23 protein-coding genes are annotated in these 25,276 nt (G+C 70.3%); 10 read left to right on the forward strand and 13 right to left on the reverse strand.

What is annotated here, in order from left to right; translation table 11 throughout:
* The 9 genes from ACQYVW_RS15500 to ACQYVW_RS15540 all read right to left on the reverse strand — a co-directional run.
* Positions 1-426 (reverse strand): serine dehydratase beta chain (locus ACQYVW_RS15500; RefSeq protein ID WP_434947587.1); only part of this gene is annotated, 426 nt, incomplete at its 3' end.
* 2 nt (positions 427-428) lie between these two features.
* Positions 429-1,022: a cytochrome b gene (locus tag ACQYVW_RS15505; protein ID WP_434947588.1), complete on the reverse strand. Its 594-nt coding sequence runs from the start codon at positions 1,020-1,022 to the stop codon at positions 429-431.
* Complete coding sequence (locus tag ACQYVW_RS15510) at positions 1,019-2,389, reverse strand: DUF3100 domain-containing protein (protein ID WP_434947589.1); 1,371 nt, start codon at positions 2,387-2,389, stop codon at positions 1,019-1,021. The genes ACQYVW_RS15505 and ACQYVW_RS15510 overlap by 4 nt, the downstream gene beginning before the upstream one ends.
* A 26-nt stretch (positions 2,390-2,415) precedes the next feature.
* Positions 2,416-2,610, reverse strand: coding sequence for a tautomerase family protein (locus ACQYVW_RS15515; RefSeq protein WP_434947590.1), 195 nt, complete (start codon positions 2,608-2,610; stop codon positions 2,416-2,418).
* Positions 2,611-2,613: 3 nt separating this feature from the next.
* A complete protein-coding gene (locus tag ACQYVW_RS15520; protein WP_434947591.1) occupies positions 2,614-3,384 on the reverse strand; it encodes a 2-keto-4-pentenoate hydratase in 771 nt (256 codons plus the stop codon).
* Positions 3,381-4,424, reverse strand: coding sequence for a 4-hydroxy-2-oxovalerate aldolase (dmpG, locus tag ACQYVW_RS15525; RefSeq protein ID WP_434947592.1), 1,044 nt, complete (start codon positions 4,422-4,424; stop codon positions 3,381-3,383). Before dmpG ends, ACQYVW_RS15520 begins: the two co-directional genes overlap by 4 nt.
* Positions 4,424-5,365 carry an acetaldehyde dehydrogenase (acetylating) gene (locus ACQYVW_RS15530; RefSeq protein WP_434947593.1) on the reverse strand — a complete coding sequence of 314 codons (942 nt, stop codon included), beginning with the start codon at positions 5,363-5,365 and terminating at the stop codon, positions 4,424-4,426. The genes dmpG and ACQYVW_RS15530 overlap by 1 nt, the downstream gene beginning before the upstream one ends.
* A 5-nt stretch (positions 5,366-5,370) precedes the next feature.
* On the reverse strand, positions 5,371-6,201 hold the full coding sequence (locus ACQYVW_RS15535) for a 2-keto-4-pentenoate hydratase (protein WP_434947594.1): 831 nt from the start codon (positions 6,199-6,201) through the stop codon (positions 5,371-5,373).
* The gene (locus ACQYVW_RS15540; RefSeq protein ID WP_434947595.1) at positions 6,182-7,666 is read right to left on the reverse strand and encodes a 2-hydroxymuconic semialdehyde dehydrogenase; all 1,485 of its coding nucleotides are present in this window, start codon (positions 7,664-7,666) and stop codon (positions 6,182-6,184) included. Before ACQYVW_RS15540 ends, ACQYVW_RS15535 begins: the two co-directional genes overlap by 20 nt.
* 240 nt (positions 7,667-7,906) lie before the next feature.
* Here ACQYVW_RS15540 and ACQYVW_RS15545 point away from each other — a divergent pair, with 240 nt between their 5' ends.
* From ACQYVW_RS15545 to ACQYVW_RS15565, 5 genes are all read left to right on the forward strand, one after another.
* On the forward strand, positions 7,907-9,061 hold the full coding sequence (locus ACQYVW_RS15545; RefSeq protein WP_434947596.1) for an amidohydrolase: 1,155 nt from the start codon (positions 7,907-7,909) through the stop codon (positions 9,059-9,061).
* A gap of 66 nt (positions 9,062-9,127) precedes the next feature.
* Positions 9,128-10,033: a VOC family protein gene (locus tag ACQYVW_RS15550; RefSeq protein WP_434947597.1), complete on the forward strand. Its 906-nt coding sequence runs from the start codon at positions 9,128-9,130 to the stop codon at positions 10,031-10,033.
* Complete coding sequence (locus ACQYVW_RS15555; RefSeq protein ID WP_434947598.1) at positions 10,030-10,887, forward strand: VOC family protein; 858 nt, start codon at positions 10,030-10,032, stop codon at positions 10,885-10,887. Before ACQYVW_RS15550 ends, ACQYVW_RS15555 begins: the two co-directional genes overlap by 4 nt.
* Positions 10,884-11,555, forward strand: a complete 672-nt coding sequence (locus ACQYVW_RS15560; protein WP_434947599.1) for a class II aldolase/adducin family protein — start codon at positions 10,884-10,886, stop codon at positions 11,553-11,555. Before ACQYVW_RS15555 ends, ACQYVW_RS15560 begins: the two co-directional genes overlap by 4 nt.
* A 98-nt stretch (positions 11,556-11,653) precedes the next feature.
* On the forward strand, positions 11,654-12,301 hold the full coding sequence (locus tag ACQYVW_RS15565; RefSeq protein ID WP_434947600.1) for a ChuX/HutX family heme-like substrate-binding protein: 648 nt from the start codon (positions 11,654-11,656) through the stop codon (positions 12,299-12,301).
* A gap of 72 nt (positions 12,302-12,373) precedes the next feature.
* Here ACQYVW_RS15565 and ACQYVW_RS15570 read toward each other — a convergent pair whose 3' ends face one another.
* On the reverse strand, positions 12,374-13,090 hold the full coding sequence (locus ACQYVW_RS15570) for a GntR family transcriptional regulator (protein WP_434947601.1): 717 nt from the start codon (positions 13,088-13,090) through the stop codon (positions 12,374-12,376).
* 294 nt (positions 13,091-13,384) lie between these two features.
* On the opposite strand from ACQYVW_RS15570, the gene ACQYVW_RS15575 reads away from it, so the two are divergent.
* On the forward strand, positions 13,385-16,357 hold the full coding sequence (locus ACQYVW_RS15575; RefSeq protein WP_434947602.1) for a TonB-dependent receptor plug domain-containing protein: 2,973 nt from the start codon (positions 13,385-13,387) through the stop codon (positions 16,355-16,357).
* Positions 16,358-16,404: 47 nt separating this feature from the next.
* A complete protein-coding gene (locus tag ACQYVW_RS15580; RefSeq protein ID WP_434947603.1) occupies positions 16,405-17,580 on the forward strand; it encodes an alpha/beta hydrolase in 1,176 nt (391 codons plus the stop codon).
* A 190-nt stretch (positions 17,581-17,770) separates the two neighbouring features.
* Here the strand turns inward: ACQYVW_RS15580 and ACQYVW_RS15585 are convergent, their stop codons facing one another.
* Positions 17,771-18,025 (reverse strand): acyl carrier protein, encoded by a 255-nt coding sequence (locus ACQYVW_RS15585; protein WP_434947604.1) that lies wholly within the window; start codon positions 18,023-18,025, stop codon positions 17,771-17,773.
* Positions 18,026-18,130: 105 nt separating this feature from the next.
* Between ACQYVW_RS15585 and ACQYVW_RS15590 the strand changes: the two genes are divergently transcribed.
* Entirely contained in the window at positions 18,131-20,236 is a 2,106-nt protein-coding gene (locus tag ACQYVW_RS15590; RefSeq protein WP_434947605.1) for an ATP-binding protein, read from the forward strand.
* Positions 20,237-20,311: 75 nt separating this feature from the next.
* Here ACQYVW_RS15590 and ACQYVW_RS15595 read toward each other — a convergent pair whose 3' ends face one another.
* Positions 20,312-21,220 carry a crotonase/enoyl-CoA hydratase family protein gene (locus tag ACQYVW_RS15595; RefSeq protein ID WP_434947606.1) on the reverse strand — a complete coding sequence of 303 codons (909 nt, stop codon included), beginning with the start codon at positions 21,218-21,220 and terminating at the stop codon, positions 20,312-20,314.
* A complete protein-coding gene (locus tag ACQYVW_RS15600) occupies positions 21,205-22,482 on the reverse strand; it encodes a beta-ketoacyl-[acyl-carrier-protein] synthase family protein (RefSeq protein WP_434947607.1) in 1,278 nt (425 codons plus the stop codon). Before ACQYVW_RS15600 ends, ACQYVW_RS15595 begins: the two co-directional genes overlap by 16 nt.
* A 285-nt stretch (positions 22,483-22,767) precedes the next feature.
* Here ACQYVW_RS15600 and ACQYVW_RS15605 point away from each other — a divergent pair, with 285 nt between their 5' ends.
* Together ACQYVW_RS15605 and ACQYVW_RS15610 are read left to right on the forward strand one after the other, a co-directional pair.
* On the forward strand, positions 22,768-24,756 hold the full coding sequence (locus ACQYVW_RS15605; RefSeq protein ID WP_434947608.1) for a pyridoxal phosphate-dependent decarboxylase family protein: 1,989 nt from the start codon (positions 22,768-22,770) through the stop codon (positions 24,754-24,756).
* Positions 24,757-24,775: 19 nt separating this feature from the next.
* Positions 24,776-25,186 (forward strand): putative zinc-binding protein, encoded by a 411-nt coding sequence (locus tag ACQYVW_RS15610; protein ID WP_434947609.1) that lies wholly within the window; start codon positions 24,776-24,778, stop codon positions 25,184-25,186.
* The last annotated feature ends 90 nt before the right edge of the window (positions 25,187-25,276 follow it).

Consider the following 25,276-nt stretch of genomic DNA (forward strand, 5'->3'; position numbering starts at 1 on the left):
GGCCAGCACCTGGCCGGCCGCGTCGAAGGCGGTGAAGCGCATGCCGTTGGTGTGGTGCGGCAGTTTCTGGCGCTTGTTCATCACCAGGTCGCGCTTCTCGTCGAAGGCGACCGGATGCGTGCCGCCGAGCGCGATCCGCCTGTCGCCGCGGATCCGCGCCAGCGCGGCGGGAATGATGTCCGGGTCGATGAGGTGGGGCAGCTGCCCTTCCAGACCCATCAGCAGCGCCTTGTCGGTGCCGTGGCCGCGGCCGGTGAGCGCCAGCGAGCCGAACACCTCCGCGCGCACCTGCGCCACCTCGTGCAGGCGGCCCGGTTCCACCAGCCAGCGCTCGACGAAGCGCGCCGCCGCGCGCATCGGCCCCACCGTATGCGAGGAGCTCGGCCCGATGCCGATCTTGTAGAGGTCGAAGGTGCTGACGGACATGGCTACCGCGCCGACCGGCCGCTCCCCGGCAGCATCCGCCATGCGGTACCGTCGCGCAGCACCCACTGGTGCAGCGCCGCCGCCAGCACGTGCAGCGCCACCAGCGCGGCCAGCAGCCAGAACAACCACAGGTGCAGCGCGTCGACGACGCGGCGCCAGTCCGGATTGCGTTCGGCCAGCGCGGGCACGTCGAACAGGCCGAACCACACCAGCGGCTGGCCAGCCACCGAGTTGAGCATCCAGCCCGAGAGCGGGACCGCGAGCATCAGCAGGTACAACAGCAGGTGCGTCGCCTGCGCGAGGCGTTGGCTCCACCTCGCACCTGCGGGCGCCGGCGACCGGGTGGCGGCGCGCATGACCAGGCGCAACAGGGCCAGGACCAGTACCGCCAGTCCCAGCGACTTGTGGCTGATATAGGCGAGGCGACGCAGTTCCGAGCCGCGCTCGAGCCCGCCCATCGACAGGCCGATCACGGCCACCGCCAGGATCATCGCAACGCCCAGCCAGTGCAGCCAGCGCACGCCCGCCGACCAGTGCGTCGGCGACCCGGGCGCGGAGGCCGATACCGCCGCCTCGCTCCACGCGCCGCTGTTCAATGGAAGAACTCCGCCACCGTCGCCGAGCCGAGGAAGGCGCCCGTGGCCGCGGTCAGCGATACAAGCACGATCCGCCAGCCCAGCCGCCTGAACATCGGCAGCTTGCGCGCCACCGAGAAGCCGGCCAGCGCCAGCACCGTGGTGGTGATGCTCATGAACTGCACGCGATTGATGATGCCGGTCACCTCGGCGGCCAGCGGCCAGACGCCCTCGAGCGTGACCAGCGTGGCGAAGACGGCCAGGAACAGCATGAGCGGCAACCTCGACCAGACGCGGTTGAGCAGCAGCCCCGCCAGCACGATCGACACCATGATCGCCACGCCCGGCAGGGTCTGCAGCGGCGCCACGCCGTGTCCGATCCAGTTGCTGAGCACGATGCCCGCCACCATCAGCAGCATCGCGAACACGCTGTCCGCGAGCGTCGCCCTGCCATCACCCTCGCCTTCCGCCGCGGCGCCCGCATCGAGATCGCGGGTCGATGGCGCGCGCCGCGCCAGCGCCGTGCGTCCCAGCATCGGCTCGAGCCGGTCGTACAGCCAGTTGCACAGCGGCAGGGTGATGAACATGGCGAAATAGAAGCCCACCACGCCCGCGATCAGGTTGGCCGCGCCCGCGATGGCGGTGAGTTCGCGCGCGAACTCAGGCGACTGCCCGACGGTCAGCGGCCCGAGCGCCGCGGCCATCATGCTGCCCGATCCGATGCCGGCGCCCATCGCCAGCGAACGCAGGTCGAAGATGCCCAGCGAGGCGACCACGCTGGATAGCAGCGAGATGAACACCGCACCGAGCACGGTGCCGGTGATGTATTCGGCCAGTACCCCGCGTCCTTCCGGGGATTGCATGCCGTAGCGCTGGCCGATGATGACCATGCCGGTCTCGCGGCCGATCGAGAAGGTGGCGCCCACGGCCTCGCGCTTGATGCCGAGCAGCAGCGCCAGCGGCAGCGCCAGCACCATCGTGCCGAAGGCGTGGCCGAGCTCCTGGAACGCCAGCGCCCAGCCGACCTGGCGCAGGGCCTGCATGTTCGCGCCGGCCATCAGGCCCAGCTTGACGATGAACAGCAGCAGCGCGATGCCGAGCAGCTTGTCCGCATAGGCCTGGACGGACAGGCCGAGGCGCAGTGGCTGCGGCATGCGCCGATACGAGACCGCCAGCAGGGTGGTGAGCAGCAGCGCCACGAGCATCGGCAGGATCACGATGCTGGCCGACAGCACCGGAATGGTGGCCGGCCCGATCCACTCGGTCAGCGCGGTGACGACCAGCACGGTCGCCGCCAGCCACCACAGGCCCGCGGGCCGGGTCTGCGGCGGAACAATCGGGGACGGCGGCGGGGCGTCGGGCATGTTCGTCTCGTTCGTGGTGTTCATGCGTGCGGTACGGGCCGGCGCCTGCTTCAGCACGCGGCTGGTGGGGCCTTGGCCTCGCCGGCGGTGAACCAGTCGCTTGGCGCCACCTCATGGAACACCACGCGCACCGCCGAAGCCGGCACGTTGAGATGTTCGACCGCGGCGGCGGTCACCGCGCGCGCGAACGCGGCCTTCTGTTCATGGCTGCGCCCGGCCAGCACGTTGGCGTGGATGATCGGCATGGTTCAGTCCTCGACGTGGAAGCCGCAGCGCCCGAGCGATTCCATCTCGAGCGACACCCAGGTGCCGGGAACCAGCGCGCTGGCGGCGGTCGCGCCGCCGGCCAGCACCAGGTCGCCGGGCGACAGCGTTTCGCCGGCTTCGGCCACCATGCGCGCAGCCGCGACCAGGGACCGCAGCGGATGACCCAGGATGGCCGCGGTCGAGCCGAACGCCTGGGGACGGCCATTGAAGGACATCACCAGGCCCAGGTTCTCCAGCGCGGTATCCGGGCGGCACCACGGCCCGACCACGAAGCCCGACGAGGAACTGTTGTCGGCCACCACATCGGTCAGCGAGAAGCGGAAGTTCTCGTAGCGCGAATCGATGATCTCGAGCGCCGGCGCCACGGCTTCGACGGCGGCCAGGGCCTGCATCGCGGTCACGCGCCCGGACAGCGGACGCCCGATCAGGAACGCCACCTCCGGCTCGACCCGCGGATGCACGTAGTGGCCGAGCGCGACGCTGCCGCCATCCTCGACCTGCATGGCCGATGTCAGGCGGCCCCAGATCATGTCGGACACGCCCATCTGCACCATCTTCGCGCGGCTGGTGAACCCCATCTTGATGCCGAGCCGCTGCTCGCCGCGCGCGAGCCTGCGGTCGATGCTGGCGCGCTGCACGGCATAGGCCTGGTCGAGCGTGATCGGCTGTTCGAGCTGCGGCGTGGCCACCGCGTTGAACGCGGCAGCGTCGAGACGGACCGCGAGGGCGTCGATATCGGGAGCGGTACTCATGCGGCATCCACCTTGTTGTTGCGTTGCTGGACCAGGTCGAGCGCGACATCGACGATCATGTCCTCCTGTCCGCCGACCATGCGCCGCTCGCCCAGTTCGACCAGGATCGAGCGTACGTCGAGCCCGTAATCGGCGGCGGCCTTTTCCGCGTGCCGCAGGAAGCTCGAGTACACGCCCGCGTAACCCAAGCTCAGGGTCTCGCGGTCGACCCGCACCGGCCGGTCCTGCAGCGGACGCACCAGGTCGTCGGCCGCGTCCATCAGCCGGTAGAGATCGCAGCCATGGTCCCAGCCCATCCGGTCCGCGGCCGCGATGAACACCTCCAGCGGCGCATTGCCGGCGCCCGCGCCCATGCCGGCCAGCGAGGCGTCGACCCGGGTCACGCCATGCTCGACCGCCACGATGCTGTTAGCCACGCCCAGCGACAGGTTGTGGTGGGCGTGGATGCCGATCTGCGTCTCCGGACGCAGCGCCTCGCGCAGCGCGCGCACGCGCTCGCGGGCGCCGTCCATGGTCAGCGCGCCGCCCGAGTCGGTCACGTAGACGCAGCAGGCGCCGTAGCTTTCCATCTTCTTGGCCTGTTCGGCGAGCGCGACCGCATCGATCATGTGGCTCATCATCAGGAAGCCGGCGACGTCGATGTCGAGCCGTCGCGCTTCCTCGATGTGCTGGCGCGCCACGTCGGCCTCGGTGCAGTGCGTGGCCACGCGCACCGAACGCACGCCCGCCGACACCGCCTGGCGCAGGTCGTGCACCGTGCCGATGCCCGGCAGCAGCAGCGTGGTCAGCCGCGCCTGGCTCACGCTCTCGCGCACCGCCTCGATCCATTCCAGATCGTCGTGGCGGCCGAAGCCGTAGTTGAAGCTGGAGCCGGCCAGGCCGTCGCCATGCGCGACCTCGATCGCGGCCACGCCGGCCGCGTCGAGCGCGCGGGCGATCGCGCGCACGTGATCGAGACCGTACTGGTGGCGGATGGCGTGCATGCCATCGCGCAGGGTGACGTCCTGGATGTAGAGCCTGTCGGTCGCGGCGGTGTTCATCACGCCACCTCCTTCTGAGCGGCCCGTTCGGCCATGCGTTCGGCTGCGGCCAGTGCGGCCGAGGTCATGATGTCGAGGTTGCCGGCGTAGGCCGGCAGGTAGTGGCCGGCGCCCTCGACTTCGAGGAATACGCTGACTTTCAGCCCGGGCGCGGCGTCCGGCTGGCGCAGGATGGCGGCACAGGCCGCGCCATCGAGGCGCTCGAACTGCACCGCCTGCTTGAGCCGGTAGCCCGGCACGTATCGGTTCACGCGCCCGACCATGGCCTCGACCGAGGCGCGGATCGCGCCCTCGTCGCCGCCTTCGGTCAGGCAATAGACGGTGTCGCGCATGATCAGCGGCGGCTCCGCCGGGTTGAGCACGATGATCGCCTTGCCGCGGGCCGCGCGGCCCACCGTCTCGATCGCGCGCGAAGTGGTTTCGGTGAATTCGTCGATGTTGGCGCGCGTGCCGGGGCCGGCCGACTTCGAGGCGATCGACGCGACGATCTCGGCATAGCGCACCGGCGCCACGCCCGCCACGGCGGCCACGACCGGGATCGTGGCCTGGCCCCCGCAGGTGACCATGTTGAGGTTGGGCGCGTCGATGTGCTCGTCGAGGTTGACCGCGGGCACGGCGTAGGGGCCGACGGCGGCCGGCGTCAGGTCGATGACGCGCTTGCCGTCGGCCCGCAGCACTTCGGCGTGGCGCAGGTGCGCGCCGGCCGACGTGGCGTCGAAGACGATGCCGATGTCGGCGTACCCCGGCATCGCGCGCAGCCCGTCGAGGCCTTCGTGCGTGGTGGCCACGCCCATGCGACGGGCGCGCGCCAGCCCGTCGGAGTCCGGATCCACGCCGACCATCGCCGCCATCTCCAGGCGGCCGTCTCGGCGCAGCAGCTTGATCATCAGGTCGGTGCCGATGTTGCCCGAGCCGATGATCGCGACTTTAAGCCTCTCCATCCCCCCTACTCCTTCGCGCCTGCGTCTTGCGAGAACACGGCCGACACCCGGCCGAGGCCGGAGATGCGGGCTTCGAACACCTCGCCGGCCTGCACCGGCACCATCGGCCCGAGCGCGCCGGACAGCACCACGTCGCCGGCGCGCAACGGCCGACCCATGCGCGCCACCGTGCGCGCCAGCCACGTCACCGCGTTGAGCGGATTGCCCAGGCAGGCCGCGCCGCAACCGACCGAGACCGGCTCGCCGCGCAGCTCCAGCGACATGCCGCACAGGGCCAGGTCGAAGGCGTCGATCTTCCTCGGCGAACCGCCGAGCACGTAGACCCCTGACGAGGCGTTGTCGGCGATGGTGTCGAGGATGCTGATCTTCCAATCGCGCACGCGGCTGTCGACGACCTCGATCGCCGGCAGCGCATAGCCGATCGCGCCCAGCACCTGGCCCAGCGTGGGACGCTCGGATGCGAGGTCGCGATCGAACACGAAGGCGATCTCGGCCTCGACCTTGGGCTGGATCAGCCGCGACAGCGGTACTTCCTGGCCATCGCCGAACTCCATGTCGTCGAACAGCACGCCGAAGTCGGGCTGGTCGACGCCCAGTTGCTTCTGCACGGCCGCGGAGGTCAGGCCGATCTTGCGGCCGACGATGCGGCGGCCCGCGGACAGTGCCTGTTCGGTGAGCAGATGCTGCACGGCGTAGGCCGCCCCGATGCCCGCGCCCTCCAGCAGCGGCTTGACCGGATCGCAGGACACGCCGCTGTACGCGGCCTCGCCGAGCAGGCGCGCCGACTGGCGCACCCCGTCCGACGCCAGCAGCGCCTCAAAGCTTGATGCAGACATTTCGCAGCTCCGTGTAGAACTCCAGACCATGCACGCCGCCCTCGCGGCCGATACCCGACTGCTTGGCGCCGCCGAAGGCGGTCCGCAGGTCGCGCAGGAACCAGCAGTTCACCCAGGCGATGCCGACCTCGATCGCCGCGGCCACGCGATGGGCGCGGGTGACGTTGCCGGTCCAGATCGTGGTGGCCAGGCCATAGGGACTGGCGTTGGCGCGCTCGATCGCCTCGTCCTCGTGGTCGAACGGGGCGATGTGGCAGCAGGGCCCGAAGATCTCTTCGCCGATCACCGGCGAGTCTTCCGATAGCCCGGTCCAGATCGTGGGCTGCACCCAGTAGCCGCCGGACAGCGGCGCCGGCAGCTCGGGCACGCCGCCTCCGGTGACGACGGTGGCGCCCTCTTCGCGCGCGCGCTGGTAGTAGGACAGCACCTTGGCACGATGCCTGGCGCTGATCAGCGGACCGAAGCTGGTGGCGTGGTCGTCCGGATCGCCGGGACGCAGCGCCTCGGCCGCGACCTTCAGCCGCGCCACGAACTCGTCGAAGATCGGCCGCTCCACGTAGACGCGCTCGGTGCCGAGGCAGACCTGGCCGCTGTTGAGGAAGGCCGAGCGGGTGATGCCGGCAACGGCGGCATCCAGGTCGCAGTCGGCGAACACGATCCCGGCGTTCTTGCCGCCGAGTTCGAACGAGACCGGGCGCACGCCCTTGGCGGCCGCCTTCATGATCGCCTCGCCGGTGCGGGTCTCGCCGGTGAAGGTGATCGCATCGACCTGCGGATGCTCGGTAAGGTACTGGCCGGCGCTGTCCGGCCCGAAGCCGTGGACCACGTTGAACACGCCATCGGGCACACCCGCGTCGCGCATCACCTCGCCCAGCAGGGCGGTGGTGGAAGGTGTGTCCTCGGATGGCTTCACCACCACGGTATTGCCGAAGGCCAGCGCCGGCGCGACCTTCCAGGTCATCAGCAGCAGCGGCAGGTTCCAGGGGCAGATCACCGCGATCACCCCGCGCGGCGTGCGCAGGCCGTAGTTGAGCGCACCGCGGCCGTCCGGCGTGGGGCTGCGGAACGCCTCGGTGGCGCCGGCCGCGATCTGGTCGGCGAAGACCTCGAAGTTGGCGCCGCCGCGGGGAATGTCGAGATGGCTGGCCAGTTCGTAGGGCTTGCCGGTGTCGCGCATCTCGGCGGCGAGGAATTCGTCGAAACGGTCGCGCACGCCCTGGGCGACACGGCGCAGCGCTGCCGCGCGCTCGGCATCGGTGAACCGCGACCAGGGTCCCTTCAGGGCCCTGCGCGCCGCCTGCACGGCCAGATCGACGGTCTCGACGTCGGCTTCGTGCACCAGGGCCGCCACCGCCCCCGTGGCCGGGTTGTGGCAGGGGAAGGGCTGTCGGGTCGACTCGACGTACTGGCCATCGATGAAATGTCGGATCACGGCGGGCGCGGCGGGCGAATGGGTCTGGGTCATGGAGGGCTGTCTGGCAGGGTGGCGTCCGTGCAGGCCGGCGGCCGGGAGGGCCGCGCGGGTTGCGCACCGGCAGGGGATAGTCGGCCAATTGGAAAGAAAAATTCGAAATTAGTCAAACATCCAGCCGGATAGCCTCGGGAATCGCGAATCGTTCGCGTCCTAATATCGAAATTATGTTGACATTTGCATAGGCCGCTGCTTCCATCCCACCCTCTTCCGACCCGTTGCGAGCCACGCGCCATGCCCCAGATCCCCGCCCCGGTCCTCGAGCTCTCACAGGAAATGGCCGGATGGCGCCACCGCATCCACGCCTGGCCTGAACTCGGCTTCGAGGAGGAGCGCACCTCGGCCCTGGTCGCCGAGGTGCTGTCGGGGCTGGGGCTGGAGGTGCATCGGGGCCTGGGCGGCACCGGCCTGGTGGCGGTGATCGACAGCGGCAAGCCTGGCCCGTCGATCGGCCTGCGCGCGGACATGGACGCGCTGCCGATGGACGAGCAGAACGAGCTCGAATACCGATCGCAGCGTCCCGGCGTGGCCCATACCTGCGGCCACGACGGCCATACCTCGGCCCTGCTCGGCACCGCCAAGCATCTGGCGGCGCACCCGCCGGCGAGCGGTCGCGTCGTGCTGATCTTCCAGCCGGCCGAGGAAGGCGGGCGCGGTGCGATCCGGATGATCGAGGACGGACTGCTCGAGCGCTTCCCCTGCGACGAGGTCTACGCTTTCCACAACATGCCAATGCTCAGGACCGGCGAGGCCAGCGTACGCACCGGCGCCACGCTGCAGTCGCTGGCGGTGTTCGAGATCGCCATCGAGGGCGTCGGCGGCCACGCTGCGGCGCCGCACAAGGCCACCGATCCGCTGCAGGTCGCCGCGCGGCTGGCAGTGGACATCGGCGCCATCGTCGGCCGCCACATCGACCCGATGGAGGCCGCGCTGATCAACGTCGGCAGCCTGCAGGCCGGCACCACCCACAACATCATCCCCTCGAGCGCGGCGCTCAGCGGCACCATCCGCGCGCTGTCGGCCGAGGTGCACGACGAGCTGCTGCGCCGCCTGCGCGCCCTCTGCGAAGGCCATGCGCAGATCTCCGGCTGCAGCATCCGGCTCGAGATCCCGCACTCGTGCCCGCCCTGCGTCAATGCGCCGGAGCAGGCCGCGCTCGCGGCCGAAGCGCTGGCCGAGGTGCTGGGGCAGGACAAGGTGCGCACCGACATGCGCGCCTACCCGTTCTCCGACGACTTCTCCTACATGCTCGAGCGCTGGCCCGGCGCCTATCTCTTCCTGGGCATGGACAGCGCCATGTGCCACCACCCCACCTTCCGTTTCGACGACCAGCTGCTGCCGATCGCGGCCGCGGTGTTCTCCAACATCGTCCGCCGACGCCTGGGCTGAGTTCCGCCACCCACGCCTGCCGCATTCCCGCGCACGGACGCGCCCCATCACCCAGGGCCGAACCGCATGAGCCTCGCCACCGATCGTTGCCTCGTCCAGCAGCTGCGCTACGTCCACCTCGGCAGTCGCGACCCGGAAGCGGCCGCAGGTTTCGCCGAGGAACGCCTGGGCATGCGCCTGGCCGGCACGGAAAGCGGGCAGTGGCTGCTGCGCAGCGACCATCGGGCGTTCACCCTGGCCTTCTCCGCCGAGCGCCGCCAGGCGGTCGGGCTGCAGGTCGCCGACATCGACGCGCTCGAACTCGCCGCCGAGCGCCTGGCCGGGCTGGGCATCGTGGCGCGGCGCGACGACGCCCTGGCCGCGCGGCGGCTCGCCAGGGCGCTGCTGGCCTTCACCCTGCCGGGGGGCGTCGACATCGAACTGGTGGTGCGTCCGCTGGACAAGGGCTGGCGCTTCTTCCCCAGCCGCGAGATCGGGCTGGCCGGACTGGCCGCTGTCGCCCTGCGCTCCACCCGCATCGCGGAGGACGAGGCGGTGCTGGGCGGCGCACTGGGCATGCGCGTGGCCGACTGGGTCGGCGACGCGTCCTACCTCGGCTTCGACGCGGCCCACCACCGCCTGGCCCTGCATCCATCGAGCGCCACCGGCGTGCTGTCGGTGGAGTTCGCGCTGGACGACCTCGACGAGCTGATGCAGGCCTGGTACCGGCTGCGCGACGCCGGCGAAGTGCCGGCGCACGGCCCCGGGCGTCGCCCCGCATCGGAACAGGCGTTCCTGACCTTCGACGGGCCGGACGAGGTCTACTTCGGCCTCGTCGCCGAAGGACGCACGCCTGCGGAGGGCGAGCGTCCGCGCCAGTTCGCCGCCGAGCAGGCCTCGCACTGCGCCTGGGGCAGCGCGTGCACGATCGCCGAGTACGGTGCCGCGACCCAGGTGCGCGGCCGCCCGCACCTGCGCGAGGTCGGGCCGTGATCGAACTGCGCGACATCAGCTACGTGCGCCTGGGCACGCGCGACCTCGAGGGCGCGACGCGCTACGCCACCGACATCCTCGGGCTGGAGATCGCCGAGCGCAGCGCCGGCGCGGTGTACTTCCGCTCCGATGCGCGTGCGCACACGCTCTGCTACTTCGAGGGCGACCCGACCGAGCAGGCCGTGGCCTTCGAGGTCGGCAGCCGCGACGAACTCGATGCCGCGGGCGCCGAGCTCGAGCGACTGGGGCATCCGGTGCACGCCGGCACGCGCGCGCAGAGCGACCAGCGCAAGGTGCGCGATTTCATCGCCTTCCACGACCCGACCGGCAACCGCATCGAGCTGGCGTGGCGGCCGGAGATGAGCGGCCGCCGCTTCCACGGCACGCGCGACGCCGGCATCACCGGCTTCAGCCACATCGGCCTGTGCACCACCGACGCCGCCCGCGACGAGGCGTTCTGGACGCGCGTGTGCAACGCGAAGGCCAGCGACCACATCGGCGACGCGCCGCTGCTGCGGATCGGCAGGATCCACCACACGCTGGCGCTGTTCCCGACCGACCGCAAGGGCATCCAGCACATCAACCACCAGATGGCCAGCACCGACGACATCCAGCGCGCCTACCACCACATCCTGGCGCACAAGGTGCCGGTGGTGTTCGGGCCCGGCAAGCACCCGACCTCGTCGGCAAGGTTCCTCTATTTCGAAGGGCCCGACGGCATGGTGTACGAGTATTCGTCGGGGGTGTGCGAGATCGACGACGAGGCCGCCTGGCGCAGCCGCCAGTTCGAAGCCGCGCCGCGGGGCTTCTGCAAATGGGGCGCCAGACCCGACATCCGCGAGTTCAAGGCATGAGCCCCACGCAGGAGCAGCAGCGCCTGCTGCGCGTCGCGGCGCGGGCGCTCGGAAGGCACGGCCTGGCTCACGCCTATGGTCACGTCAGCCTGCGCCTGGACGCACACCGCTTCCTGGTGGGGACAGCGAAGCCGCTGGGGCTGGTCTTGCCCGAGGACAGCGGCACCGTGGTGCCCCTCGACGGGCCCCTGCCCGAAGGCGTGCTGCCGGAAGTGCGCATCCATCGCGAGATCTATCGCGCGCGCGCCGACGTGGGCGGCATCGTCCGGGTGCAACCGCCCAGGACCATGAGCCTGAGCGCGCTCGGCCGCACGCCGGAGGCCTGCCATGGCTTCGGCAGCTACTTCCATCCCGCGCCGCCGCTGTGGGAAGACCCGATGCTGGTGCGCGACGATGCGCGCGCGGTCGAGCTGGCCGCAGCGCTGGGCGATGCGCGCGCGATCGTGATGCGCGGCAACGGCGCGGTCCTGGCCGGCGATTGCCCGCAGATGGCAACGGTACTGGCCTGGTACCTCGAGGACGCGGCGCGGGTCGAACTCGACTGCCTGGCGACCGGACTCGCGCCCGTGCGTTTCACCGCGGCGCAGTCCGCCGCGCGCGCCACCTGGAACGGACGGCTGCTCGAGCGCATGTGGGATTTCCTCGTGCACGGCGATCCCGAAGCCTGATCCGGCCACCACGCGGCAAGCCCGTCGCGCACGTCCCGCGTCGGCCCGGCCGCATGCGGCGGCGACGTTTTCCTCCTTCTCCAACGCAAGCGCAAGACATGAAGACAACCACCCTTTCCCTGTGCCTGCCACTCCTGTTCGCAGCCGGTGCCGTCGCCAACGCCCGTGCCGCCGACACCTGCGCCAGCGCCGACGACGCGCGCGTGGTCCAGGACTATTACGCCAACGTCCGCCCCGGCGCGCCGCCGCCGCCGGTCAGCCGCCTGTTCCGCGTGCAGGAATCGCGCGTGGTCAGCGGGCTGAAGGCCGAGGAGGCGTATGGCGTCCGGTCGGACCGCGTGTTCTTCGACCAAGTCTGGAAATCCGTGGACAGCTGGGGCAAGGACACGCGGATCGGCCTGGTGTTCACCTCCGGCGGCATGCACGCCTGGAACTTCCCGAGCACGGTGCCGCAGACCCAGGCCAGCACGTCGCCGATCTGGTACGACATGTACGCCGACGACGGCGCCGGCGTGCACGGCCACATCACCCCGCAGGAAGTCGACCAGATCTGGGCGCTGCAGCTGCCCACGAAGCAAGCCGGCAAGTTCACCCGCATCCTCGGCTTCTACGGCAAGGACGGCCACCTGATCGTGGGCCTCTATGTCTCCGAAGGCGTAAAGGATTTCGATCCCAGGGCCGTGGCCGGCTTCGAGCGCACGCGCGAGCTGCTGAAGACGCGTCCGCGCATCTGCCAGCGCGGCTGAGGAATCGGGCGCTGGCCTGCCGCCTGCGCGACGGCTACGGCGTCCGTCGTGCCGGCGCCTGCGGTATCGGCGTCAGGCCGCCGCCGACTCCGCCTGCATCCGCGCCAGCGCCCCGCGCACCGCGTCGTAGGTGCGCATCAGATGATCCTCGGTGAGACGGCAGGCGCGCAGCGCGTTGCGCGCCACCGCGGCCTCGAAGATGGCCACATGCTCATCGTGCACGAACCTGCGGCCCTGCGAATAGTTGAGCGACACGCGGCGATAGCGCTCGGACTGCTGGTAGAGCAGTTCCTGCAACCGCACCAACCAGGGCGAACGGCAGGCCGCCACCAGGGCGGTATGGAAGGCCTGGTTGCGCTCCTCCCACAGATCCATGGTGTCCTGCGGCACCGGCTGCGGCAGGGCCGACAGCTCGGCCTCGACCCGGGTCAGCGCGTCGAAGGCGTCGCGGACCTCGCGCTCCCAGGCGTCGTCGCCGTGTTCGATCGACAGGCGCAGCGCCTCGGTCTCGATCAGCGTCCGTACGCGCGAGATGTCGTCGAGCTCCTCGAGCGACAGCGGCGCCACCCAGAAGCCGCGCTGGTCCTCGGTCTTGACCAGCTGGTCGCCGGCCAGCCGGGCGAGCGCCTCGCGCAGCGGCGACATCCCGATGCCATAGCGCTGGACCAGGGTCTCGAGCTTGAGCTTGCTGCCGGGCTGGAGCTGCCCCGCCACGATGTCCCGGCGGAGGCGGTGGTAGGCCCTGCGCGCGAGGGTACGCGCGGAGGGCGCGGGGGTCTTGTCGGTCATGGCGGCAGCATGGCCGCCACAATTTCGGAAATCAACGGCCGCTCGTCTGCGGCCGCGGCCGGACATGCGCGCTAATATCGAATATGACCAGCATAACTTGTTGATTTCCTCTTCCAGTTGCTGAATTTCACCTAGAAATATCGTAATTCGTTGACAGCAGACCGCGAGGGGTGTTGTGATCGCGACGTGAGGACAGTCCGGCCAGGCATGGCGGGAGCGCGCTCCAGGCGCGGGTGAAAGGAAGCGGGCCGGACGCCAGTCATCGATCAACTAGAGTCGGGGGAGGACCCGCTGATGAAACTGAACAAGACAGGCCGCGTGGGCTGCACCGTCAGCCTGCTGGCACTGGGGATCTCGGGCGCACTGCATGCACAGGCACCCGCTGGCCAGGACGAAGTCCAGTCGCTGGACAAGATCATCGTCACCGGAACCAACATCCGCGGCGCCACCCCGGCGGGCAACGCGGTGGCGGTGATCAGCCGCGAGCAGCTCGAGCAGAGCGGCAAGGCCACCATCGGCGACTTCCTGCGCGAGCTGCCCGCCAACTTCGCCGGCGGCGTGGGCATGAGCGACAACGTCCAGGGCGGCCAGGACTCCAGCGTCGCCGGTTCCAACATGACCGGCGGCCAGGGCGTGAACCTGCGCGGTCTCGGCGCGCTGTCCACCCTGGTGCTGGTCAACGGTCGGCGCGCGGCCGCGTCGGGCCAATACGGCGACTTCGTCGACATCTCGTCGATCCCGACCAACGCCGTGTCGCACATGGAAATCCTGCTCGACGGCGCATCGGCCGTGTACGGTTCCGACGCGGTCGGTGGCGTGGTCAACATCATCCTCAAGCGCAGCGACGATGGCGCGCACACCAGCCTGCGCCTGGGCAGCACCAGCCAGGGCGGCGGCGAGCAGGTCCAGATCGGCCAGACCTGGGGCACGCAGTGGGATGCGGGCGGCCTGATCGTGGGCTACGAGTACAACCGCCAGGAAAACGTCCTGGCCAACGATCGCGACATCTACAACGGCGGCGACTTCAGCGACCGCGGCGGGATCAACTGGCAGCGCAGGACCGCGCGCGCAGGCGCGGCGGCCAACCTGTTCGCGGGCACCGCGTCGGGCAACGGCGTGGTCAGCGGCCGCGTGCCCGGCGGTGCCGGCGCCGGCCTGGGCGCTGGCGACGTGATCCGGGTGACCGACGGGGTCGGCAATACCTACGACCCGTGGGACATGGTCGACATCCTGCCGGAGATGGAGCGCCACAGCGCCTTCTTCGGCTTCGAGCACGGCCTCGACAACGGCACCGAACTGTACGGCGACCTGCGCTATTCGCAGCGCCGCGGCCGCTACAACCAGGGCTACCAGGCGCTGTACGGCACGCTGGGGCCGGGCAATCCGTATTTCATCCCGGGCGTGGCCAACAACTACGGCGTGCTGATCGACGACCGTCCGCTGGGTCGCGATGTCGAGGCCGACAGCCTGTTCGCCAACCTTGGCGCGGTCTTCGAACTCGGCGGCAACTGGCGCGGCGAGGCCAACCTGTCCTACAGCCGCGAGGAGCAGCGCCGCAACTCCGACGTGCAGCGCAACGCCAACATCTACGACTACCTGCCCACCCCCGCCGGTGGCCAGGCCCAGGCGCCGACTTCGATCCAGTGCAGCCAGGGGCTCACCCCCAACTTCTCCGCCGCCGCGCAGGCGTACTGCGCCGGGCTGGGCTACGCGGCGTTCAACCCGTGGACCACCGACCCCCTGTCGGACCAGGTGCTGTCGCAGCTGATCGGCTACGAGGACCTGCGCTTTAATTCCTGGCTGGCACAGGCCAGCTTCAAGGTCGACGGCGACCTGTTCGCGATGGGCGGGGGCATGGCCAAGCTCGCGGCCGGCATCGACTACCGCCGCGAGAACATCGGCGGCGCGCTCGACTTCAACTGGCGCGGCACCTCCGATCGGCACGAGGCGTTCGGCACGACCGAACGCGATGTCGGCGCGCTGTTCGCCGAACTCGCCTTCCCCCTGATCGGCAGGGACAACGCGTCGCGCTTCGCCAGGAAGCTCGACATCTCGCTGGCGGGCCGCTACGAGCGGGGTCGTGGCCTGGGCGACTTCTCGACCTTCAATCCCAAGGTCGGCATCGACTTCAAGCCCACCGACGACCTGACCCTGCGCGGTAGCTGGGGCACCTCGTTCCACGCGCCGCCGATGCGCTACGCCTACAACGGCGTGCAGCCGATCACCGGCGGAAACGGCGCGTTCCTGCGTGCCGACCTGTACACCGCGCCCTGCTCCACCACCCTGGTGCCGCTCAACGGCGTGACCGGCACGCCGGGCGGCCCTGGCAACTGCACCTTCAGCGCGATCGTGGTGTCCGGCGGCGCAGGCCCCACGCTGCGTCCGGAAGAAGCGACCACCTGGACCCTGGGCTTCGACTGGAAGCCGGAATGGGCGCCGGGCCTGCACCTGGGCGCCAGCTACTTCAACCTCGGGATCGACGACCGCATCGTGCGCATCCAGGCCGGCCAGCTCGGCGGCATCCTGGCCGAACTGTTCGCCACCGGCAGCACGCCGTACATCGACAGCCTGGAGATCAACCCCGGCGCGGCGCGCGTGCAGGACATCATGAGCAACGACCCGCGCTACCTCGGCCAGCTCGGCGCCGGCCCGGTACAGAGCGCGGCCGACGTGGCGATGATCGTCAACGCCACCCAGCTCAACCTGGCCTCGCTGAAGATGGACGGCGTGGACTTCAACCTCAGCTACGGCTTCGACACCAGCTACGGCGGCTCGGTCGAACTGTTCACCCGCGGCACCTGGCTGCGCTCGTACGAGGTCGAGGCCACGCCGGGCTCGGGCTATGTCGACCAGCTGGGCAAGTACAGCGCAGTCGGCAACCCGGTGCCGCTGCGGTCCATGCAGGGCCTGCGCTGGCGCTATGGCGATCTGGACGCCGCGCTGACGATGAACTACGTCGACGAGTACGAGTGCGCCTCCGGCTGCCTGCGGCCGAACGCGGCCGGCGCACCGGTGGCGATCACCAGCCCGGTCAGGATCAAGGCCTGGAAGACGTTCGACTTCCAGCTCGGTTACGACCTGTCCGCCCGCGGCGGCCTGTTCGACGGGGCGCGGGTGAACTTCACCGCGCTCAATTTCACCGACGGCGATCCGCCCTTCATCGACGGCGGCACCGCGGCCAACGATGTCCTGGCCGATCCCTACGACCCGGCGAACGCGACCGTGCTCGGCCGCACGCTGGTACTGTCCTTCGACAAACGCTGGTAAGCAACGCGCAGGCGGGGCGCCACGGCGCCCCGCCGCGAGAGGTCCGCATGATCCGATCCTGGCATTCCCTCGCCGCCGCCGTATTGCTCGGCGGCGCGCTCGTTTCCACCGTGTCCACACCGGTCCGGGCCGCGCCCGCGGGCGCCGCCAGCGCCGAAGTCCGGCTGCCGCAGTCGCGGCAGTGGACCATGCGCGCGGCGAACGGGCGCGACTACGAGATCTTCGTCGCCGTGCCCGAAGGGGCGCCACCGGCGGGCGGTTTCGCCACGCTGTACGTGCTCGACGGCAACGCGATGTTCCTCACCACCGCCGAGGCTGTGCGCGCCTACGCGCGACGACGCGAGTCCGAGCGCGACCTGCGCGCCCTCGTGGTCGGCATCGGCTATCCGGAGGGTGTCGACATCCCTGCCGCACGCACGCTCGACCTGACCCCCGCCGTGCCCGAACCGCGCGCGCGGCATGCCACCGGCGGCGCCGATGCCTTCCTCGATTTCATCCTCGACGAGCTGCGCCCGCGCATCGCCCGCGAGTTTTCCATCGACCCGGGCCGCCAGGGCCTGATGGGGCATTCCTATGGCGGACTGTTCACGATCGGTGCGCTGACCCGCCGCCCCGAGGCCTTCCAGACCTGGATCGGCATGAGCAGTTCGTTCTGGTTCGGCCAGCACGACCTCAGCGCGCGGATCGATCGGTTCGCGCAGGCGCGCACTGCCGACGCCGCCCCGGTGCGCGTGCAGCTCACCGCCGGCGAGTTCGAACAGCAGCCGCGTCCGGGCGAATGGGCGCTGGATCCCGAGCGCGCGGCCAGCGCCGCGCGCGACCTGGAGTGGCGCGGGCAGTCGACGCGCGCGGCCGCCGCGGCCCGCGCACTCGCGCAGGCGCCCGGCATCGTCGTGGACTTCAGGCAGATCGCGGGGGAGGACCACGGCAGCGTGATCCCCGCCGCCATCGCCCGCGGCGTCGACTTTTTCTTCAATGCGGCCACCGAGGTGCCTCCGGTGCCGACAGCCGATGCCTACCTCGCGCTCGGGGCCGACGGCCGCTACCGGCTGCGCATGCAGGTGCGCGCACTCCCCGATCTGCACCGCATCCCGTGGCTGAACGGGCTCAAGGCCTCGCTGAAGGCGGGACTGGATCGCGAGGCGCATGCCGCCCTGCACGCCGAGCGGATGGAGATGGACGCGCGCTACGGCAGCCGCCCGCACGAGAACAACGCCGACTGAGCATCCGCTCCCGGCGACAAGCCGTCATGCGCGGAGCAGGCATGGCGCGCCGTCCCGGGTGCATGCCGTGGCGGGACGGACGGGACGAGGCCAACGCAGGACCCGCGCAGCGCGCGGCTCCTCGCCCGATCTGAAGCCTGCACAGGCGCCGCGGAGCCAGCCGCCCTCCCGAGGCCGCCGCGCAGCGGATTCAGGTCCGCTGGCTGCCCGACATCGCGTCCTGGATCAGGGCCACGATCTGCTCGACCGTGGGATCCTTGGGCAGGGACATGCTCTTGAATGTGAAGTCCAGCTCACTTTCGAGATCCAGCATGATGTCCACCTGGATGATGGAATCGATGCCCAGCTCCCTGAGCCGCGTCTGTGCCGTAATCGGGACGGCCGTCTCACCGACCCGTTCTTGAAGCATTTCGGTCAAACGACGCAGAATGGCGGAGTTTTCCATGCGGGGACACCTGTCATGTCCTCGCTGGCCCGGTTCCTGCGTGCCGGAAGCCATGGACCCCGTCGGCGGAACGAACGACAGCAATCGGACGTTGAGGGCATTGTAATGGACGCGGCCGGCAGTCACGAGGCGAACAGGAACGTCATCGCACAGGCGAACTTCCGGCTGAGGTTCGGCGTGCTGGTGGCCGTCACGATCGCGTGCGTGCACTGGTTCGGTTCGCCCGGCACCGGCACCGCCGATCTCGTGCTGGCCTGCATGCTTTGCGGCTACGTCGGCTATGCGGCGCTGGCGCGCTGGCTGTCGGCGCGTCCGCAGTGGCTGGGCAACCGCGACTTGGTGGTGATCACGGCGGTGATCGATCCGCTGATCCTCTCGGCGTGGATGTACTTCGCCGGCGGCTCGTCGATGGTGTTCGTGGCCTTCTACCTGTTCACCACGCTCGGCTTCGGGTTCCGCGTGGGCACCATGGCGATGCACATCTGCCAGGCGTTCGCGCTGGTGGGCTTCGGCATCGTGGTGTTGTTTTCGCCGTTGTGGCAGGAGCACCTGCTGTTCGCCACCTCGCACGCGCTGCTGCTGGTGGTGGTTCCGCTGTACGCGGCCAGCCTCGTCCGGCGCATCAATGCGGCGCGCGAAGCGGCCGAGTTCGACAGCCGCGCCAAGTCGCAGCTGCTGGCCAAGGTCAGCCACGAGCTGCGCACGCCGCTCACCGGCATCGTCGCCGACGCGCAGCTGCTGGAGGTGGAGGCCGTCGATGCCGGCACGGTCAACCGCGCCCGGTCGATCCAGCGCCTGGCCACCACCCTGGACTCGGAGATCAAGCAGCTCCTGGACCTGTCCAAGATCGCGGTGCACGGCGGCGACAGCAGCCTCGCTCCGGAGACTTTCAGCCTGGCCTTCACCGCCACCCAGGTGATCGGCTCGGTCCGGTCGATCGTCGGCGCCAAGCCGCTCGCGGTGGAGCTGGATTTCGACGAGCGGATCAAGCTGCCGGTGGTCGGGCGCCACCAGGAGCTGGTGTCGATCCTGACCAACCTGGCCGGCAATGCGGTCAAGTTCACCGAGCAGGGATCGGTCAAGGTCGAAATCAGCCTGCTCGAGACCACGGACGCCGGCTATCGCATCCGCTTTGCCGTCAGCGACACCGGCATCGGCATCGACCCGGCCTACCACGAGAAGATCTTCCAGCCGTTCTTCCAGGTCGAAAGCGGCCCAGCGCGCCGCTACGGCGGCACCGGCCTCGGCATCTCGATCGCCAGCGAGCTGGTGCGGCGCATGGGCGGCCGCCTGCAGGTCGACAGTGCGCCGGGACGCGGCAGCACCTTCTTCTTCGAGCTGCTGCTGCCGGTCGACGCCAGCCCGGCCGCGGAGACGGCCCTGGCAGAGTCGGTGCCCTCGGCCGTCGCGGGCAAGCGCGTGCTGGTGGCCGACGACAACGCCACCAACCTGTCGCTGCTGCGCGAGATGCTGCTCAAGGACGGGCACCAGGTGACGGCGGTGGAGAGCGGGCACGAAGCCATCCTCATGCTCAGCGCCAATACCTACGACGTCATCTTCCTGGACTACAACATGGACGACGTCAACGGCGCAGTCGTCTACCAGACCTACGCCTACAGCCGGGTGCAGCTGGCGCCGACCTTCTTCATCACCGCCGACACCACGGCGATGACCACGCGCCTGCTCGAGGACCTCGGCGCCAACGGTGTGATCTACAAGCCGCTCACCTTCGAGAAGATCCGCGCCGCCATCGCCAGCGTGTTTCCGGACGAGGCGCGGCCGGTGCCCGAGCCGGTCCGGCCGCGGCAGGCCGGGCCGATCCCGCTCAGCGGCGTGCCGGTCGAGTACCTCGACCCCACCGCGATCGAGGAACTGCGCGAGATCAAGGACAACCCCGAGTTCCTGCACGCGGTGGTGGCCGACGGCATCGCCGACATCCACGGCCTGCACCAGGCCATGGCCGAGGCCATCGACGGCAGCGACCTGCCCGGCCTGCACAAGCAGGCGCATGCGATGAAGGGCGTGGCGTTGAGCCTGGGTGCGGTGCGCCTGGCGCATCTGGCCGACCGCATGATGACCATGACCCACGACACGCTGACCGGCAGCGCCGCGCGCTGGCACGAGGACCTGGATGTGTGCGTGGCCAAGAGCTGCCAGTCGCTGGACGACCTGCGCCTGGCGCTCGCCACGGAGTCCGCGGTCAATCACTGACCGGCGCCACGGCGCGATCGCCGTGGCCCGGGGGGGAGGAACGTGGAAGGAACAGGCGCCGGGGGGCGCCGGGACTCAGGCGACGCGCGCCGCCGGTACCGGAGCGGCCATCGGCGCCGCGCCGGCCTGCTGCTCGCCGACCTGCATCAGGATCAGCATCTCCATCGCGCGCACTTCCTCGGCCGACAGCTGCATCGCCGCCTCGACCCAGTCGTCGACCACGCGGGTGCCTTCGGCGTAATCGATGCCGGCGCTGCGACGCGCGGCCTGGCGGACCATCATCCGCGCCTTGCGACGCGAAGCGTGTTCGCGGATGTAGCGCTCCACGGCCAGCTCGCCTGCGCCCTGCGGCACCACCTCGTCGACCAGGCCCATGTCCAGCAGCTGCGCGGCGCTGTAGACCTTCTTGTTGGTCATCAGCTTCTCGGCGACCTTGGGGGCGACGCGCTCGCACAGCAGGCCCATCGCGCCGCTGCAGGGGAACAGGCCGAACATGATCTCGGGGAAGCCGAAGCTGCTCTGTTCCTCGGCGATGATGTGGTCGGCGGCCAGCGCCAGCTCGAAGCCGCCGCCCAGGGCGCGGCCCTGTACCAGCGAGATCGTGGACATGTTGCCCTTGAACTCGGTCGACCAGGCGACGATCGCGTCCAGGCAACGCATCGAATACGCGCGCAGCCGCTGCACATCGCGGCGCTTGATGCAGTCCAGGAAGAAGCGCAGGTCGCCGCCCTGGCTGAAGTAGGTCGGATGGGCGGACTGGATCACCGCGTACGGCGGCGGGTGGCCGATCGCGCCGGCGACCGCGGCCGGGATCCGCATCTCGTCGATCAGCTCGTGGAACTCCTCCACCAGCGCCGGGGTGAAGTTGTGGACGCCGTTGGCATCGGGCGCGACGTTGATCCACAGCGTGCGCTCGGCAAGCTGCCGGATCTGGGTGCTGACGCGGGCGTGGTTGCGGTTGACGGTATTCAGGACGTGCTGCATGGAACTTCTCCTTGTGGGCGGGATGGCGATTGCCTGGGACAACTGGAAATCACGAGCGCGGCATTGGTGCCGCCGAAACCGCAGGAGAAGGACAGTGCGTGCGGGATCGGCATCGCACGCGGAACCGGACCGACATGGTTGACCGCGCAGGCCGGATCCGGCTCGCCGATATGGGCGCTGGCCGGGGCGATGCCGATGCGCATCGCCAGCAGGGTGAGCACGAACTCCAGCGCACTGGCGGCGCCGAGGAGGTGGCCGTGCACCGATTTGGTCGAGGAAACGAAGGCCGCCTCGGGGCCCGCGCCGAACACCTCGCGGATGGACGCGGCCTCGATCTCGTCGCCGCCGCGGGTGGCGGTGGCGTGGGCGTTCACGTAGGCGATGTCGGCCGGCTGCAGCCCGGCCTCGGCGATCGCCCGGCGCAGCGCCGCGACCTGCCCGCGGGAGTCGGGCATGCCGATGTGGTGGGCGTCGTTGGTGCAGGCATAGCCGCCGAGGTAGCCCAGCACCTGCGCCCCGCGTTCGCGCGCGAGCCTGGCGTTCTCCAGGATCACGAAAGCCGCTCCTTCACCGAGCACCAGGCCGGTGCGCTGCCTGGAGAATGGACGGCAGGTGGTCGAGGGATCGTCAGGATCGGGTTCGGACATCGCCCGGGTGCCGTCGAAGGTGCCCAGCACCGGCGAGGTCAGCGCGGCTTCCGAGCCGCCGGCAACGGCGATGTCGAGGTCGCCGTACGCGATCGCCCGGGCGGCCTCGCCGATCGACACGCCGGAGGAGGCGCAGGCGCTGGCGCTGGTGATCACCGGGCCACTGATGCGGTGGCGGATCGCGACCTGCGCGCCGCCGCCATTGCCCATGATCGCCATCGACGTCCACGGGCGCGAGCGCTGCTGGCCCTCGAGCAGCAGCCGCTGGAACCAGTCCAGGATGCTGGCGGTGCCGCCATTGACGTTGCCGTAGTACAGGCCTGCGCGCTCGCCGTAGGCGGAAAACTCCTCCAGCCCCGCCTGGGAGATCGCCTGGCGCGCGGCCAGGATGGCCATCTGCTGGACGCGATCCAAGAACGGCCGCTCCAGCTTCGGGAACTCCTCTTCGAACTGCACGGGGATCGCACCCGCAGCGAACAGCTTGCGGATCGGCGGCGCCTCATGGAGGCGGATACCCGACGCGCCCGACCGCAGTGCGGCCTCGGCGTCGGCCACGCCGATGCCGATGGGCGAAACGAGGCCCATGCCGGTAATCGCGACATCCTGCAATGTCATGCCCTATTCATCCCGATCATCGATCGGGACGCCCCTGGTTTTCGTCCCTGTTCCTGGCGCGCCCGGATCACAAACTGACAATGCGCGTCAGGACGGTACCATCGAAGGGCAACTGCGAGTAGGGGAAGCGCCGCCTGCCCCGCGTGTAGGCAAGCGCGCGGACAGTGAGCGACCCGTTTTCGCGAACTTCATCACAGATTGTACCCTTGCCGGCCCCCGCGCGGCAGGTCGGGCGGTTGATCCAGGTCATGGGGCCCGGGGGTGGCGCGCCGCTAGGCTGGCCCCATGCCGCACGCCGCCTCCTTCCCGATCCCGCCCGCCCTCCATCCTGCCGACGGCCAGCGCACGCTCGATGCCTGCTTCCTCGGCCCCTACGGAGAAAACGACACGCTGCTGGAGCGGCTGGTGGTCGAGTTCCTGCGCGACCACGTGCACTGGCGGCGCAATTTCCATCCCGAGGATCCGCCCGCCATTCCCACGCGCGCCGCGCAGCATCCGGACCACCAGGCTTTCGAGGCGCGGATGCGGCGCGAGCTGCACCAGCTCTCGGCGGCGCTCAAGCGTTCGGTGCCGTTCCACAGCCCGCGCTACATCGGCCACATGGTGTCCGACCTGCTGCTGCCGGGGCTGGCGGCGCAGATCCTGACCCTGCCCTACAACCCCAACAACGTCAGCGGAGACGCCGCGCCGGTGACCCTGCAGCTGGAAATGCAGGTCGGCCTGCAACTGGCGCGCATGTTCGGCTGGCCGCACGATCCGGCACGCCCGGACTGCGCGTTCGGCCACCTCACCTCAGGCGGCACCCTGGCCAACTACCAGGCGCTGCGGCTGGCGATGGCGGTGAAGGCCTTCCCGGTCGCCCTGCGCGCCGCCAGCGTGCCGGGGCTGTCGCTGCCCGACGACGCGTGGCAGGCGTTCAACCTCGGTCCCGATGCGGCCACCGCACTGTTCGTCCAGTGGCAGCAATGGCTCGCCTCCCTGCCGGCCGCCGAGCGTGCGCACTGGAGCGCCCGGGTACAGGCCGAGCGCATCGAACAGCTGGGTCTGGTGGCGTTCTTCGCGCGCCATCACACGCTGCGCGTGCCCCTGGTGCTGGCGCCGATCACCGCGCACTACTCCTGGAGCAAGGGCCTGAAGCTGCTCGGGCTGGGCCGCGAGCAGCTGCGCCTGCTGCCCACCCGCGGCATGCGCCTGGATGCCGATGCGCTGGAGGCGACGCTGGACGATTGCCTGCGCGGGCAGCAGCCGGTGCTGGCGGCCGTCGCCGTGCTCGGCAGCACCGAGTACGGCACGATCGATCCGGTCGATGCGGTGGTGGACGCCCGGCAGCGTTCGCAGGCCCGCGGGCTTGGCTTCAGCGTGCATGTCGACGCGGCCTGGGGCGGCTACCTCACCACGCTGTTCCGCAATCCCGATGGCAGCCTGCGGACGCTGGACGAAGTGCGGCAAGGCTTCGCCGCCTTCCCGCAACCGGCAGTGCACGCCGCGTTCGCAGCGCTGTCCGCTGTCGATTCGGTCACGGTCGATCCGCACAAGCTCGGCTATCTGCCCTACGGCGCGGGCGCCTTCGTCTGCCGCGACCAGCGTGCGCTGCCGCTGCTCGCCGAGACGGCTGACTACGTGTTCGACGACAGCGGCGGCAACGACTACGCCAGCCGCTACCGGCAGCTCGGGCAGCTCATCCCCGAAGGCTCCAAGTCCGGGGCGATGGCGGCGGCGGTGTACGTCAGCCATGGCGTGCTGCCGCTGGACCACGCGCATTTCGGCCTGCTGCCGCGGCAGACGGTGCTGGCCGCGGAGGCCTTCCGCGAGCGCGCCGCACGCTTCGCCGCCGAGATGGCCGGCACCGTGGCGGCCTGCGTCCCGTTTCCACCGGACAGCAACCTCGTCTGCCTGGCGCTCAACCCCGGCGGCAACCGCAGCCTGACCGGTGCCAATGCCTTCGTCCGCCGGCTGCACGATGGGCTGCGCGTCGATCCCGGACAGCCGCTGCAGTCCAGGCAGTTCTTCGCCTCGATCACCACGCTGCGGCGCGACGTGGTCGGCGCGCAGGACATGCTGCGGATCCTCGATGCGCTCGGCCTCGATGCGGACGGCGACGACGGCGGCCAGGACGCCGACCGCCTGGTGATCCTGCGCCACACGCTGATGAATCCCTACCTGGTCGACCACGAGAACGGCATCAGCTACATCGACCGCTACTTCGAACACCTGCAGGCGCGGCTGCGCGCGCTGCTGGCGGAACCGACGCAGTGGCGGCCGCACCGCTCCTGAGCGCTGGCGGACGACAACGATGACCGGCAGGACGAAGCCACCGCTGGTGTATTCGTGCTCGGGCTGTTCCAGCGCCGCGCAGATGGCCAACCAGCTGGCGCTGTGGCTCGACCGGGCGGGCGAGGCGGAGATGTCCTGCATCGCCGGCGTCGGCGGCGGCGTGGCCGGCCTGGTGCGCACCGCCCGGGCCGGACGCCCGATCCTCGCGCTGGACGGCTGCGTGCTGCACTGCGTGTCCGCCTGCCTGGCGCGGGCGGGCGTGCGGGCCGATGCGCACCTGACGCTGTCCGACTATGGCGTGGCCAAGCGCAGGCACGCCGACTTCGACCAGGCGCAGGCGCGCGTGGTGTTCGAGGCGCAGGTGCTGCCGGCAGCGCGCGGGCTGCGCCCTGCCACGGGCGGCGACGCGACGGCTGCAGCGGACGCTTGACCTGGGTCAGCGCGGGGCGGCCGGCGAGGCCGATAGGCTGCGCATCACCGGGCCACGCGGACCGCTTCGCACGACGAGGGCGCTCCAGGC

Source organism: Luteimonas campi (genome assembly GCF_051162505.1).
Lineage (GTDB): Bacteria > Pseudomonadota > Gammaproteobacteria > Xanthomonadales > Xanthomonadaceae > Luteimonas.